We start from the raw sequence: 14,461 nt of genomic DNA on the forward strand, positions 1-14,461 counted from the left end.
AAGGACCACTCTCATGGCCATCGACCTCGACAACATGCTGCAGAAGATCAAGGACCGTCAATGGGCCCTGATCGACATCGATTGGGACGCACCGGGCGCCGAGCTCATCGACCCCGACCTCCACGCCAAGCTCAAACCCTTCATGAGTGACCTGATGTGGATCGAGAACGTCGGCGCACGGGGCTTCGCGGCCATGGCCAAGAAGGCGCCGACCCCGACGCTGAAGAGCATCTACGAACACTTCCACGCCGAGGAACAGAAGCATGCCAATGCCGAACTGGCACTGATGCGCAGGTGGGGCATGCTCGGCGGCGCCGGGAGCGGAGCGAGCGGGCCGAACGCAACAGGCGACGAGATCCCGTCACCGAATGTCAACGTGCAGCTGGTGATCAACTGGCTCGACCGACACTCCGACGACATGTCCCTGTCCTTTCTGGGAACCGTGATCCCGATGCTCGAGGTCGCGCTCGACGGCGCGCTGATCAAGTTCATCACCGACGAGGTCAAGGACCCGGTGGCCCAGGAGGTGTTCAGACGGATCAACTCCGATGAATCGCGGCACCTCGCAGTCGACTTCGAGGTGATGGAGATCCTCGGACACGCGGGGTTGCGCAAACGGACGATCGATTTCGTCGGCGGGTGGGTCAAGCCGACCTTCCTGATCGGAGCTCTCAGTTATGTACCGCTCCTGAACAAGATGCGCGACAACATCGTCGCGATGGGGGTCGACGAGGAACGGCTGTACAGCGCGATGAAGCGCTACCGGGCGGTGGGAGATCGAAGTGAGTACGTGCGGCGCCTGCCCATGTTCCAGGTGGTCGCGTACCACGGTGCGGCGGTGATCAATCGAGGCAACGTGCCCTACCACCTGTTCGCCGACTCGATGGTGAAGCTCACCGATCGCATCCCGTTCGGGCTGGTCCACCGAACACCCACGTGGTCGCAGGAACTCACCTACGAGCCGACGGCCTGAGGCGGCGGTGATGCACACCTCGGTGGCCATCATCGGAGCCGGATTCGCCGGTATCGGCGCGGCGATCCGTCTCCGGGAGCACGGAATCGACGACCTCGCGATCTTCGAACGCGACGACCGGGTCGGCGGCACGTGGCGCGACAACACCTATCCGGGTGCCGCGTGCGACATCCCGTCGCGCCTGTACTCCTACAGCTTCGCGCCCAACCCGGACTGGTCGCACACCTACTCGCGCAGTGCCGAGATCCTCGACTACATCCGGTCGATGGTCGACGACTCCGGGATCGGACCGCACATCCGGTTCGGCCACACGGTGACCGGGATGGAGTACAACGCCGACGACGGTCTGTGGACCATCACGTTCGACGAAGGGCACGAACCGGTACGGGCGCGCGCCGTCGTCCTGGCCTCGGGTCCGCTCGCGAACGCCTCCTTCCCCGACATCCCCGGCATCGAGGACTACGAGGGGCACAAGATCCACAGCGCACGTTGGGATCACGACTACGACTTCACCGGCAAGAAGGTCGCTGTCGTGGGCACCGGGGCGAGCGCGGTCCAGATCGTGCCGGAGCTGGTCGAGACCGCCGCGTCGGTGAAGGTCTTCCAGCGCACGCCCGGCTGGGTCCTGCCCCGCGCGAACGTGCGGACCCGTGCGACGACCAAGCGGCTCTATCGGGCGGTGCCCGGCACCCAGCGACTGGCGCGTTCACTCTGGTTCTGGGGTCACGAGACGGTGGCGCTGGGCGTCGTCTGGAACACTCCCCTGACCCGCGTCGTCGAGGCGGTCAGCAAAATGCACCTGCGGTCACAGGTCGACGACCCGTGGCTGCGCCGGCAGCTCACCCCCGACTTCGCCGCGGGATGCAAACGACTGCTCATGACCAGTGACTACTACCCCGCGCTCCAGCGACCGAACTGCACACTGGTGACCTGGCCGATCGCCCGCATCGCCGAACGCGGCATCCGCACCGTCGAAGGTGTTGAGCACCAGTTCGATTGCATCGTGTTCGCGACCGGGTTCGACGTGTCCAAGACCGGGACGCCGATCCCGATCACCGGCCTCGACGGCCGCGACCTCGCGTCCGAGTGGGGCCGGGGCGCGTTCGCGTACCGCAGCGTCGCCGTGTCCGGCTATCCCAATCTGTTCTTCACGTTCGGACCCAACTCCGGCCCGGGCCACAGCTCCGCGCTGGTCTACATGGAGGCCCAGATCGACTACATCACCGAAGCGGTCACCCAGCTGCTCGAGAACGACTGGAAGGCTCTCGACGTGCGCGCCGAGGCGCAGGAGCGATACAACCAGGACATCCAGTGTCGACTGACCTCGACCACCTGGAACTCCGGATGCCAGAGCTGGTACCTGACCGACGACGGGTTCAACGCGACGATGTACCCCGGCTTCGCGACCCAGTACGTCAATCAGCTGCGCCGCGTCGAACTGCGCGACTACCGGATCCTCGTTCACCGGGACGCTCGGACTCCGGCCACCGCAGCGTTACAGTGAGGGGATGACCGAGTACCGGATCGACGACCTGGCGCGCGTGTCCGGAACCACGACCCGGAACATCCGCGGCTATCAGGAACGCGGGCTGCTCCCCCAGCCGCTGCGGCGCGGACGCGTCGCGATCTACACCGAGAAGCACCTGCGTAACCTCCGGGCCATCAACAAACTGCTCGGGAGCGGGTTCACCCTCAAGCACATCGCCACCTTCATGACGAATCCCGGCGCTCGCATCGGGGATGCGTTGGAGCTCAACGAGATCCTCGACGAGCATTGGTCGAGCACGTCACGCCCGGAGATCACCCGCGACGAGCTCGACGAGCGATTCGGTCCGCTGGACGATGCCCAGGTCGCGGCTCTCGTGCGAGCCGGTGTGATCTCGGAGACCCCGCGCGATGGGGTGTACGAGGCCATCGACCCGCGCATCATCGGAAACCTGGCGAAACTCGTGCGACGGGGCGTGCAGATCACCGCGCTGGCAGATGTCCACGAACGGTTCACCGCAAAGATCAACGAGGCCGCCGAGATCCTGCTCGCTGCCGCGCATGACGAGGTGGACCGACGCAAGGGCCCGGGCTGGCTGCCGGAGAACGACGACGACGTCGCCTGGGCGGTGAACCTCCTGGGGATGATGCGCCGCGTCGGAACCGAGAACGCCCACGCCGCACTCGACCGCGCCCTCGACACGGCGCTGGACCGGGAACTCTCGGCCCACCAGAGCGCCGTCGACGAGCGCGCGGACGCCGACGCGCCGCAGCCCGGCCGGGAATCCGTCGAGCCCTCAGCCGGACCCGTTGTGCCGCTTCGGCAGAACGACCGATGAGGCGAGGAAGAAGCAGATCGCTCCCACGAACGTACCGACCGTCGCGGCCACCGCGTCGGCGGTGACGCCACCCCTGGTCACGAATGCTCCGACGGCCGACACCCCGAATGCGACACACCCGATCCAGTTGATCAGCACCGACCACCAGTCCCGATCGCGGAGATCCCACCGGCGTCCGGTGGCGCGGGTGTAGCCGGCGAAGGCGACCGCGCCACTGATGAGGAAGGCGATGGACCCGCCCGCGTCCGGGGTCCAGACCAGGTGCCGGTCGCCCCAGATCGTATGCGCGACCAGAGCTCCCGTGGTCGACACGTTGAACAGGATCGTACCCACCGATTGCGTGGCTGCTGTGAGCCATTCGGCACGGATGACCGAACCGGGCGCCGACGACCGCAGTTCGGCCACGGTACCGCTGCGGATCAGCTGGATGAATCCGGCTGCGGTGAAGAACCAGGCGCCGACAAAGTAGCAGCTGTTGGCGAACCCGGCGCCCATCAAGTGGGCCAGCCCGGGGGCCGACCCCAGCGCGAACAGCGCCGACCCGATCATGAACCCCCAGCACTGCTTGGGCAGCGTCGGCGTCAGGAATGCATGTGTGCGGTCATGCGGTGACATCAAGGCTCGCGATGACCTTGCTCGGCTCGATCCAGATCCCCAGCTCGCCGGGGACCCCGTTTCGGGCTCCGAACTCTTCGGCCCGCTCGGCACCCATGTAGCGCGCCCCGCACATCGTCGCGATGCGACGCACCTCGTCGAGGTCGTCGGTGACCCGCGCGATGCCTTGCACCTGCACGAAACCGAACGGCGGTGCGGGCAGGTCGACTGCCATCACGACACGTGGATCACGCAACAGCGCACGGCCTTTGGCAGTCGTGGCCCCGGTGTTGAACGCGATCCGGTCGCCGTCGAGGACGAACCACACCGGGACGACGAGCGGCCGACCGTCGGCGGCGGTGTATCCGAGGTGCCCGGTCTTCGTGCCGCTGGTGAGGAAGTCGCGGATGGCCGGATCGGACAGCGTGGGCGCAGACATGCCTCTCACCCTAGAGAGACCTGGCCACAACCGCGAGGTGTTCGGACTCGACCGCCTCACCGTTGCGCGAGTACATCACCGATCCGGCATGCCATCATCATGATCGTCGCGTGCGGGCCACTGCGCCCGCTGCTGGGCAGAATGGACCCGTCGACGATCCGGAGTCCGCGAACCCCGTACACCCCGCCGAGCCAATCGGTCCGGACGCCCATCGGCATCGTCCCCCACGCGTGCTGGGAGAACCCCGCCCGATCGGCGATCCGCACGCTCCCCGGGACGACGACGTCGGCGAACTCGGGCGCGCGCAGCATCTCCACGACCTCCGCGGCCGCCGTCCGCAGCGCGACGGCGGTGGCCGGGTCGGGCTCGTCGAACGCCAGCCGTACAGCGGCGCCGTCGGCGACGATCCGTACCGCCGAATGCCTCATCGCGGTCACCTCGACGATCGGACCCCAGGCGCGCAGGCCGCGTATGTACGAGGCGAAATCATCTCGATAACAGCGTATTTCGAGACCGCTGTCGGTGTGCACCACGGTCGGCAACACCATGCCCGGCCCCGCCGGTGTCCGCCTGGCGTACGACACCGCCAGGCCTCGATGCTCCCCGGCACCCAGCGAACGGGCACCTGCGCGACCCCCGATGTCGAGTGCGGGCAACTCCGAACGCAACAGGATCCCCGCGGTGCCGAGGGTGCCCGCGGCGAGGATCATCTCGCCCGCGCCGACCGTGAGCGAGCCCGCGTGCACGCCCGTCACCGTCGTACCCCCGGCCGACGCCACACGGTCCACCGTGCAACCGGTCACGACCCGGAGGTTGGGTCGCGACAGCGCCGGGACGAGGTACGCGTCGGCCGCCGAGCGGCGCGCGAGCCCGCTCCGATTGATCGGCACCCGGTTGAGCCCGACCACCGGCCACCGCTGCGCGAGCGGACGGACCGGCACCCGCGCCGTCCAGTAGCGCTCGAAAGCGGTTCCGGCGTCTCCGAGTTCGTCGTCGGCGACGGGTTCGACACCCATGGTGCCGCCGGGCGCGTCCAGTTCGTCGTACGCATCGGCGATGGCGTCGAGCCCCCACCCGGCCGGCCACGTTCCGAAGTCGTCGCGATGCCACCTGAGGAAGTACCCGCCGTTCACCGCCGACGAACCGCCGAGAGCCGACCCGCGGGCCGCCGACACCCCGAGGTTCGTGTCGTGGCGGACCGCATGCGGGGCGGCGTCGTCGATCGGTAGCCGAGACAGCTCGAGGTCCGCGGGGGTCGGCAGGCCTCCCGGACCGCGTTCCAGCAGCACGACCGTACGGTCGGGGTTCCGCGAGAGCCGCTCGGCGAGCACGCATCCGGCGCTGCCGGCGCCGACGATGACGACGTCGGCGGTGAGCGACCGGTCGGTCGTCGTCATCGAGAGATGACCGGGCGCAACGCTTCCGGGTCTCGGTGGGTGATGACGCCTTGCCACAGGCCCGCACCGTAGGCCAGGTCGTCGAGCCGGTGCATGAGGATGTAGCGCAGCGGGCCGAGCGTGGGCGGACTGGTCGGATCGGCGAGCAGATCCCGGACCCAGGACACCACCCCCTCGACGATCGCCACCTGCACGGCGAGGGTGCGGAAACGCTTGGACACGAGGGCGAGCAACACCGCCACCGGCCAATAGTGACGGCAGATGGCGTCAGCGGCCTGTAGCAGTCCGAACCCGGCCGCTCGTCCGGTCATCTGCGCCGACACCAGCGGGGCCGACGGCAGGTCGCCCAGTCGCCGCCGCATCCGAACCGCCAGATGGGTGAGGATGATCATCGCCAGGGCGGCACCGAACCGCGTCCGCGACAGCAACGCCACCACCGCGGCGGCCATCGGAACCGACATCTTCATCGGCGCCGCCCGGTCACCGTGCCGGGAGGCCAGGTGTGCGGCGCCGGTGCCGTAGAAACAGCGACGCGAGAGCACCGAGCGCAGGTCAGCGCGGTGCTCATGGGCCACACGAGCCACCGGGTCGTAACGGATCCGCCACCCCTCCGCGTGCATCCGCCAGCACGCGTCGACATCCTCGGCCACCCGCAGCGACTCGTCGAAACCGCAGAAAGCGCTGCGCCGCACCACCATCGCGGCGCTGGGCACATACGGGGTCCGGGTCGAGGGCGCCACCGCGGACTCCTCGGGTCCCATGTCCAGGGAGGACCACCCGTTCTCGTACCGCTCGGCCAGCGATGACGCCACCGACGCGTCGGACTGCAATCCGACGATGCGCGGCGCGACGAGCCCGACCGTGGGGTCGGAGAAGTGCGTCAGCAGGATGGTGAGCCAATCCGGGTCGGGCACGACGTCGGAGTCGAGGAATGCGACGAAGTCGGTCGTCGCGGCCTCCGCCCCCGCGTTGCGCGCCGCGGACGGACCACGGTTGTCGTCGAAGCGCAGGACCCGCGCCGTGGGCCGGTCCGCCACGATCGGGGTCGCGGAGCCGTCGTCCACGACGATGACCGTCAGCCCGTCGAGGGCGTCGAGCAGGCGATCGATGCCAGCCTGGTTGTCCCGGACCGGGACGACCACGGTCACGTCCTGCGGCTGCGGCCCGAACATGGGCCGGGGATTGGCGATCCCCGCGTCCAGCAGTGCGCGCGCCAGTCGTCGGGTCACGTTGTCGCACACCTCGATCCGACCGTCCTCGGAGGTCATCCCGAGTGCGGTGTCGGACATGCGCAGCAGCCGCGTCGGCGAACCGCCGACCAAATACCGGAAGTCGCCCGCCTTGGCACAGCGCAGGTCGATCTGCACCTGGAAGCCGTCGGGCAGATCGGTGCGCGGCCCCGGAGTCGCGTCGGCGTCCGAGTGCGCTCCGGGTTCGACGGACTCCGAGTCGTCCCGGGCGGAGGCGTCGTCCGCGTCCTGGTTCCCGGCCCAGCGTCGTGGGGCCGAGTCGTCGAGGGCCGTCATCCCAGGCGCCCAGATCGTCGATCTGCCACGACTCCAGGGCGGCCCACAGGCGGTCGGTCACCCCGTCGACCAGACCCGCCCCCGTCTCGGCGCTCGCGCCCTCCGGGTCGCCGAGGACACCGTTGGGACTCACGGCGGCGACACCGCCCGACCGCATCGCCCCCATCAGCGCCCCCACCGGCTCCCGGTTGCCCGCCACGGCACGGTCGGGATCCACGACGGACGGCGAAACATGCAGCAGCACAGATGTTTCGGTGAATCCCGCGTGGGCGTCGGCGCCGTCGAAAGCGCACGGGAACCAGGCGACGTCCCGGCCCTCGTAGCGGAGTCGGGTCACCGCCTCGATCAGCGTCCGGGTGTTCCCGCCGTGTCCGTTGACGAACACCACGCGCGCCGCCCATCGGCACGCACTGCGGCCGTACTCGACGAGGAGGCCGCGCAACGCCTCGTGCCCGATCGAGATGGTCCCGGCGAAGCCCTCGTGTTCGCCGCTGGCGCCGTAGTTCAGGTCCGGTGCGCACAGGAGTCCGGAGGCCTTCGATCGTCCGCAGACGCGCTCGGCGATCGCCGCCGCGATACGCGTGTCGGTGTCGAGCGGGAGGTGGGGCCCGTGCTGCTCGACCGAACCGAGGGGCACCAGCAGGGTGATCACCTGCCCATCGAGGTCTGGCCAGTTGCACTGCCCCAACGCCGATGGCACCGTCATTCGACCAATGCTAGCGATGGGGCCTGCGAGTGTGTCGGTCTCGCCCGAAAAACGGAGCGAAAAACGCGTCCAGATGTCGCGAACCACCACTCTGACGAGCGTTCGATCGGTTGTGGAATGCTGAGAGCATCCAGTGATACCTGACACAGTGCGCGAACAACGATCGGGAGGACGACACCCATGAGCAGTGCCACACCACACGACAGCGGCAAGCCCGGCCCACTGAGTTCGATCCGGGTCATCGAGTTCGCCGGTATCGGCCCCGGTCCGCATGCCGCCATGCTGCTGGCCGATCTCGGCGCCGACGTCGTGCGCGTTCAGCGTCCGGGGTCGCTGCCCAAGCCCGGCCGCAACGCCGATGCTCTGCTCCGCGGCCGACGCGTCGTCGAGGCCAATCTCAAGGACGACAACGACCGGGAGACCATTCTCGGCCTCGTCGCCAAGGCCGATGTGATCCTCGAGGGTTTCCGTCCCGGCGTGATGGAACGGCTCGGACTCGGACCCGACGACCTCGAGAAGGTCAATCCCGGCCTCGTCTACGGGCGCATGACCGGCTGGGGACAGGACGGACCCCGTGCCAACCTCGCCGGCCACGACATCAACTACATCTCGCTCACGGGCATGCTGCACGCCATCGGACGCAAGGACGATCGTCCCGTGCCCCCGCTCAACCTGGCCGGTGACTTCGGCGGCGGTTCGATGTTCCTCGTCGTCGGTGTGCTCGCGGCACTGCTCGAGCGCGGGGTGTCCGGCCGGGGACAGGTCGTCGACGCGGCCATGGTCGACGGCGCTTCCGTTCTGGGACAGATGATGTGGGCGTTCCGCGGCACCGGACTGTGGAGCGACACCCGGGGTGTGAACATGCTCGACACCGGCGCTCCGTACTACGAGGTCTACGAGACCTCCGACGGCAAGTACATGGCGGTCGGCGCGATCGAGCCGCAGTTCTACGCCGAGCTGCTCAAGGGCCTCGAACTCACCGACGCCGACCTGCCGGACCAGAACGACATCGCCCAGTGGGGGAAGCTGAAGGAGATCTTCACCGAGACCTTCAAGTCGCGTACCCGCGACGAATGGGCCGCGGTCTTCGAGGGCACCGACGCCTGCACCTCGCCGGTCCTCACCTTCGCCGAGGCACCCGCCGACGCCCACATGGCCGCCCGCGCCAACCTCGTCGACATCGACGGCGTGACCCAGGCCCAGGTGGCACCGCGCTTCTCGCGCACCAAGCCGGAGACCCCCACGGGCCCGACCACCGAGGCGACCGATCCGTCGACGCTCTGGGCCGACTGAGGGTCCCGCCACCGCTTCTCCGTGCGGGAGAAGCGGTGGTGACCCGCCCATTGCTCCCCGAGGTTCCAGGAGCGGTCGGACCCGCCCATTGCTCCCCGAGGTGCGAGGAGCGAAAGCCGCCGGGCCGAGCAAGCGACGAAGGAGCGCGTCGAGGTCGACGAGCCACGAAGGGCGACAACTCACGTCGCCCTTCGTGGCTCGCTTCGCTCGCACCTCAGGGAGCAGATGATCGGCCACTCGCCCTCGAACGCAGGGGTTCTTTCGCGGCCGCGCGGCGTCAGACCTTCGAATGCCCCATGTCGATCTGGAACTCGGCCGCGGTGATCCCCTTGGCACTGTCGGACGCGAGGTAGAGGACGGCGTCGGAGATCTCGTCGAGCGCGGCGACCGGATGGTAGTCGAGGATCGACGTGAAATGCGGGTTGACCCAGGGGATTCCGAAGATCCGGTGGGCCTCGGTGTCAGCCACACCCATCGGGGTGTCGACCGCGTACGGGTGCACGCTGTTCACCCGGATGCGGTGATGCCCGAGCTCTTTGGCGGTCGTCTGCGTCAGTCCGACGAGGCCGTACTTCGACGCCGAGTACGACGCCTGCATCGGCATCGCCTTCAGGCCCGCAACCGAGCTGATCACGGTGATCGAGCCGCCGTTGGCCGCTTCGAGCATCGCCGGGATGGTGGCCTTCAGCGTCTTCCACGCACCGACGAGGTTGATGTCGACGACGTCGGTGAACTGTTCTTCACTGAGCTCCCAGACCTTGCCCCAGGTCAGCACGCCGGCGTTGGCGACCACGTGGTCGAGCCGGCCGAACTGCTCGACGGCGTCGGCCACGAGCTGCTGCTGGAAGGCGAGGTCCCGGGTGTCACCCTGTCGCGCAAGGATCTTCCCACCGACGCCCTCGACGAGACGGATCGTCTCGGCGAGGTCGTCGGCGGTGGCCGCGGGGTAGGTCGCATGGTCGATGATCGGACCCGCGATGTCCAGGCCGACGATCGCGGCCCCCTCGCGAGCGAACCGGATCGCGTGGTTGCGACCTTGACCTCGGGCGATGCCGGTGATGTAGACGACCTTGCCGTCGAACTGTCCCATGGCAGAACTGTAACACGTTCTAGTTCTGGTTCCCCAGGGTTCGCGGGCACATCCCCAGCGTCATCTGAAGACGGGTCAGATGCTTCCGAACGAGCGGGTGAAACCGTCGGGAACGACGAGGTCGGCGGCCGACAGCTCGTGCACGCTCTTGTGCCCGAGACCCATCAGCACACCGTCGAGCCCCATGCGCAGGAGATCCAGCACGTTCTCCACACCGGCCTGGCCGTTGGCCGCGAGACCCCAGAGGTACGCACGGCCGATCATGACCGCGCGGGCCCCGAGCGCCAGCGCTTTGGCCACATCGCTGCCGCGTCGGATACCACCGTCGAGCAGGACCTCGATGTCGTTGCCCACGGCCGTCGCGATGTCGGGGAGAAGGCGGATCGTGGCGGGGGTGCCGTCGAGGTTGTTGCCACCGTGGTTGGACACCGACAGTGCGGTCGCGCCGATGTCCACCGCACGCTTGGCATCGTCGAGGCGGGTGATGCCCTTGACCATGAACGGCCCATCCCACTGCTCGCGCAACCACTTCAGGTCTTCCCAGGTGGGCGGCGGGGTGCTCATCCACGACCCGTAGGCGCCGAAGAACGTCGGTCCCGGCACCCCCTGCGGCGTCAGGTTGGGTGCGGTCAGGTCGGGGATGTTGATCTTCCCGCCCTTGACCCAGTCGAGTGCGTACCGTGGCTTGACCGCGATCTCCGGACCCAGGCGCAGCAGCGCCTTGAGGTTGACCTTCTCGGGGATCTCGGGGCTACCCCAGTCGCGCCCGACGTTGAAGACCCAGTCGGTGGTGACGATGAGACCCTTCGCACCGGCCGCCTTGGCGCGCTCGGCTCGGGCGAGGATCTCGTCGCGGCCGCCCAGCCAGTAGATCTGGAAGTGGACCTTGTCGTTGACCGCGGTGACCTCTTCGACCGCGTGCGAGGCGAAGCTCGACAGTCCCATCGCGGTGCCACGGGCGGCCGCCGCGCGGGCCACGGCCACCTCGCCCTCCGGGTCGACGGCCTGCACACCCGTCGGCGAGATCATCACCGGGAACGAGATCTCCTCTCCCATCACCGTTGTCGTCATCTCGCGGTCGGACTGCGCACCGACGACGTGCGGCGCCCAGCCCAGTTCGGAGAACGCGCGGACGTTGTCGTCGACGGTGACACCGGCCTGCGTACCGGCGACCAGCGACGAGTACACCGATTTGGGCAGCCGCTTCTTGGCCCGGCGCTGCGCCTCGGTGACGGTCTCGAACCAGGGATTTCGGGCCCAGGGGTTGGCAGACATGTTCTTCCTACTCATTGATCCATCCATGGAGACCGGTTGGCTCTCATGGAGACGGGGCGCCGGTTCCGACGACGGCGCGCCCCGTGGTGTACCGCGGGCGATCTACCGCGCGGCGGGGGTGAACCCGGCGAGCGGGTTCTCGTCACAGGACTTGGTGGGACGCGAGGCCACCGGGGTCAGGTCGCCGTCGGGCCGCCGGGTCATCAGGGTCAGCGGCGTGCCGCGTGAATGGTCCTTGTTGGCGGTCGGTTTCGTGCGGTCGCCGGCGAGGAGTTCCTCACCGTAACCCTGCACGCACTCCGGGTCCGGACCGGCGAGCGGGAGACCGGTGAAGAACTTCGCGGCCATGCACCCGCCGCGGCAGGCGTCGAAATGCGCGCACTTCGTGCAGGCGCCGGCGTTCTGCGGTTCGCGCAATTCGGTGAACAGGTCCGACCGCTGCCAGATCTCCTGGAATCCGCCGTCGGACAGGATGTTCCCGGCGAGGAAGTTCTCGTGGATCGCGAACGGGCACGCGTACACGTCGCCGACCGGGTCGATGAGGCAGACCACGCGTCCCGCACCACACAGATTGAGGCCGGGGAGGCCGCCGCCGGAATCGGAACCGAACGCCGACAGATGGAAGAACGAGTCACCCGTCAGCACTCGATCACCGTGTGCGACAAGCCAGTCGTAGAGTTCGCGCTGCTGGTGCGGCAACGGATGCAGGTCATCCCACACGTCGGCGCCCCGACCGGAGGGACGCAACCGGGTGATGCGCAGCGTGGCGTTGTAGCGGTCGGCGAGCGCCTTGAACTCGTCGAGTTGCGCGACGTTCTGTCGTGTCATGACGACGCTGATCTTGGCGTCGGCGAAACCCGCCTCGGCCAGGTTCTCCAGCGCACGGACGGCCATGTCGAACGAACCCGGACCGCGGACCGCGTCGTTGACCTCCGCGGTCGCCCCGTCCAGCGAGATCTGGACGTCGACATAATCCGACGCCGCGAGTCTCGCGGCCACCTTCTTGTCGATGCGCAGGCCGTTGGTGGAGAACTTCACCCCCACCTGATGGCTGGTGGCGTAATCGACGAGCTCCCAGAAGTCCGGGCGAACGGTCGGTTCGCCGCCGCCGATGTTGACGTAGAAGACCTGCATCCGCTGCAGCTCGTCGATGATCGCCTTGCACTGTTCGGTGGACAGCTCACGGGGATCGCGTTTGCCCGACGACGACAGGCAGTGCACGCACGCGAGGTTGCACGCATAGGTCAGTTCCCAGGTGAGGCAGATGGGCGCGTCGAGACCCTTCTCGAACTGGTCGACGAGCCGGCCGACCTTCGGAACCTCGCCGGAGGTCGGTGCGGGCGCCCGGAGTGCACTCGCGAATTCGGTTGCTGTGGGCGGCATCTCGATGGTCGTCATCGTTGAGGTCCTTGCATTCGGGGCTGGCAGTTGCGGGCTGGGTGCCGGGGCTCGGGCGATCAGGGGCGGGCGCCGTTCGCACCGATGCGGATCGAACCGGGGGCTGGCCGGTCGGCATCGTCGGGCTGGGCCGGCGGGTCAGGCGGCGCGGGGCACGATCATGCCGCTGTCGGCGAGCGCGGTGAGCGCCTGCAGGTACAGGGGACGTTGGGCGGGCGAGATCCCGGCGGCGAGGAGGGCGGCCTCCGCCGAGTCGTGGTCGGCGAGCGATTGCACGATGCCGACGACGGTGAGGTTCTTGAGGAACGACAGCTTGCGCGTACCGAAGTGGTACAGCAGCGCGCCGAACGGTTCCGGCCGCAGAGCGACCTTCGGATTGAGCCGCCACGGCTCGAGCGTGTCGAAACCGGGCGCCTCGGCTGGGGTGTCGAACCGGACCCCGGCGACCGCGGAACGGTCGCCGGAGATCGGATTCGATGTCGGGGCTGACATCAGTAGACCCCGCACATCCCGTCGATCGAGACCTCTTCGACGAGTGACTCGGCGAGGAGTTCGGTGTCGTTCGAGCTGTGACTGGTCGCAGCGGACTGATCTGCCATGATCCATACCTCCTGGTTGGTGGGTTAGTGATGTGGATCACGACAGACTATAGTGGCACTCGGTGCAGAAATCCAGCGTTCGCGAGCGAACTGTCCGAATGGCCAGGTGGACGGTTCTGTCGATCCGGACGACACCGGTCCCATAGGCTGAGGTCCCGATGACCACGAAGATGCGCGGTGACGAGCCCGCACGCACCCCGCCGGGCCGGCGCCCCATCACGTCGCGTGCGCAGATCAGCGCACTCGCGATCCGCCTCTTCACCACCCAGGGCTTCGAGGACACCAGCGTCGACGACATCGCCGAGGCGGCCGGGATAGCCCGGCGCACACTGTTCCGGTATTACTCGTCGAAGAACGAGATCCCCTGGGGCGAGTTCGACGACCATCTCCTCGAACTACGCACCCTCCTCGCCGGCATCCCGCGCGAGACGCCGATGGCACAGGCCCTCGTCGACGCCCTCGTCTCGTTCAACCGGGTGCCCGCCGAGGAACTCGACAACCATCGCCGACGTATGTCCCTCCTCCTCGGGGTGCCTGCGCTGCAGGCACATTCGATGATCGTCTATGCCGACTGGCGTCAGGTCATCGCCGAGTTCTGCGCGACCCGGCTGGGCGTCGATGTCCGCGATCACCTGCCGCAGACCATCGGCTGGCTGTGTCTCGGTGCCGCCCTCGCCGCGTACGAGAAATGGCTCGACGACCCCGATGCCGACCTGGAGACGCTCATCGAGTCCGGCGCGCGCACCGTGGCCGACGGCGTGGCGGCCCTGGCGTGACTACGCTGGCAACGGCCGCACGGGATCGACCGCAAGCCCCTCGTGGGAACACCGGTCGTTGCGCTAGGCTG

At 68.1% G+C, this 14,461-nt stretch carries 14 protein-coding genes and 1 pseudogene; 5 read left to right on the forward strand and 10 right to left on the reverse strand.

The features are described from left to right. The first annotated feature begins 13 nt into the window (after positions 1 to 13). From QAD21_RS18425 to QAD21_RS18435, 3 genes are read left to right on the forward strand one after another with little or no spacing between them, the layout of a single operon-like run. A complete protein-coding gene (locus QAD21_RS18425; protein ID WP_280359951.1) occupies positions 14 to 973 on the forward strand; it encodes a ferritin-like domain-containing protein in 960 nt (319 codons plus the stop codon). 10 nt (positions 974 to 983) lie between these two features. Next, positions 984 to 2,477 (forward strand): NAD(P)/FAD-dependent oxidoreductase, encoded by a 1,494-nt coding sequence (locus tag QAD21_RS18430; protein ID WP_058252352.1) that lies wholly within the window; start codon positions 984 to 986, stop codon positions 2,475 to 2,477. Positions 2,478 to 2,481: 4 nt separating this feature from the next. Next, a complete protein-coding gene (locus tag QAD21_RS18435; RefSeq protein WP_240199099.1) occupies positions 2,482 to 3,297 on the forward strand; it encodes a MerR family transcriptional regulator in 816 nt (271 codons plus the stop codon). Here QAD21_RS18435 and QAD21_RS18440 read toward each other — a convergent pair. From QAD21_RS18440 to mftE, 5 genes and pseudogenes are all read right to left on the reverse strand, one after another. Further along, the gene (locus QAD21_RS18440; RefSeq protein WP_280359953.1) at positions 3,256 to 3,912 is read right to left on the reverse strand and encodes a hypothetical protein; all 657 of its coding nucleotides are present in this window, start codon (positions 3,910 to 3,912) and stop codon (positions 3,256 to 3,258) included. The genes QAD21_RS18435 and QAD21_RS18440 overlap by 42 nt on opposite strands. Beyond that, the gene (locus tag QAD21_RS18445; RefSeq protein ID WP_226513869.1) at positions 3,899 to 4,330 is read right to left on the reverse strand and encodes a PPOX class F420-dependent oxidoreductase; all 432 of its coding nucleotides are present in this window, start codon (positions 4,328 to 4,330) and stop codon (positions 3,899 to 3,901) included. Before QAD21_RS18445 ends, QAD21_RS18440 begins: the two co-directional genes overlap by 14 nt. A gap of 56 nt (positions 4,331 to 4,386) precedes the next feature. Continuing rightward, a complete protein-coding gene (mftG, locus tag QAD21_RS18450) occupies positions 4,387 to 5,727 on the reverse strand; it encodes a mycofactocin system GMC family oxidoreductase MftG (RefSeq protein WP_280359955.1) in 1,341 nt (446 codons plus the stop codon). Continuing rightward, positions 5,724 to 7,253: a mycofactocin biosynthesis glycosyltransferase MftF gene (gene mftF / locus QAD21_RS18455; RefSeq protein WP_280359956.1), complete on the reverse strand. Its 1,530-nt coding sequence runs from the start codon at positions 7,251 to 7,253 to the stop codon at positions 5,724 to 5,726. The genes mftG and mftF overlap by 4 nt, the downstream gene beginning before the upstream one ends. 7 nt (positions 7,254 to 7,260) lie before the next feature. After that, a pseudogene (gene mftE, locus QAD21_RS18460) lies at positions 7,261 to 7,959 on the reverse strand (mycofactocin biosynthesis peptidyl-dipeptidase MftE); the annotation flags it as partial. Positions 7,960 to 8,139: 180 nt separating this feature from the next. Between mftE and QAD21_RS18465 the strand changes: the two are divergent. Next, complete coding sequence (locus tag QAD21_RS18465) at positions 8,140 to 9,252, forward strand: CaiB/BaiF CoA-transferase family protein (RefSeq protein ID WP_058252357.1); 1,113 nt, start codon at positions 8,140 to 8,142, stop codon at positions 9,250 to 9,252. Between the two features lie 277 nt (positions 9,253 to 9,529). Here QAD21_RS18465 and QAD21_RS18470 read toward each other — a convergent pair whose 3' ends face one another. The 5 genes from QAD21_RS18470 to mftA form a co-directional block, all read right to left on the reverse strand. Continuing rightward, positions 9,530 to 10,342 carry a mycofactocin-coupled SDR family oxidoreductase gene (locus tag QAD21_RS18470; RefSeq protein ID WP_068970109.1) on the reverse strand — a complete coding sequence of 271 codons (813 nt, stop codon included), beginning with the start codon at positions 10,340 to 10,342 and terminating at the stop codon, positions 9,530 to 9,532. 75 nt (positions 10,343 to 10,417) lie between these two features. Continuing rightward, positions 10,418 to 11,617, reverse strand: a complete 1,200-nt coding sequence (gene mftD / locus QAD21_RS18475; protein ID WP_280359957.1) for a pre-mycofactocin synthase MftD — start codon at positions 11,615 to 11,617, stop codon at positions 10,418 to 10,420. 102 nt (positions 11,618 to 11,719) lie between these two features. Then, entirely contained in the window at positions 11,720 to 13,015 is a 1,296-nt protein-coding gene (gene mftC, locus QAD21_RS18480) for a mycofactocin radical SAM maturase (RefSeq protein WP_065629655.1), read from the reverse strand. Positions 13,016 to 13,153: 138 nt separating this feature from the next. Continuing rightward, positions 13,154 to 13,507, reverse strand: coding sequence for a mycofactocin biosynthesis chaperone MftB (gene mftB, locus QAD21_RS18485; protein WP_280359958.1), 354 nt, complete (start codon positions 13,505 to 13,507; stop codon positions 13,154 to 13,156). Further along, positions 13,507 to 13,614 carry a mycofactocin precursor MftA gene (mftA, locus tag QAD21_RS18490; protein WP_058252362.1) on the reverse strand — a complete coding sequence of 36 codons (108 nt, stop codon included), beginning with the start codon at positions 13,612 to 13,614 and terminating at the stop codon, positions 13,507 to 13,509. Before mftA ends, mftB begins: the two co-directional genes overlap by 1 nt. Positions 13,615 to 13,772: 158 nt before the next feature. On the opposite strand from mftA, the gene mftR reads away from it, so the two are divergent. Then, complete coding sequence (gene mftR / locus QAD21_RS18495) at positions 13,773 to 14,390, forward strand: mycofactocin system transcriptional regulator (protein WP_280359960.1); 618 nt, start codon at positions 13,773 to 13,775, stop codon at positions 14,388 to 14,390. The last annotated feature ends 71 nt before the right edge of the window (positions 14,391 to 14,461 follow it).

The sequence above is a fragment of the Gordonia sp. SMJS1 genome (assembly GCF_029866425.1).
Taxonomy (GTDB): domain Bacteria; phylum Actinomycetota; class Actinomycetes; order Mycobacteriales; family Mycobacteriaceae; genus Gordonia; species Gordonia hongkongensis.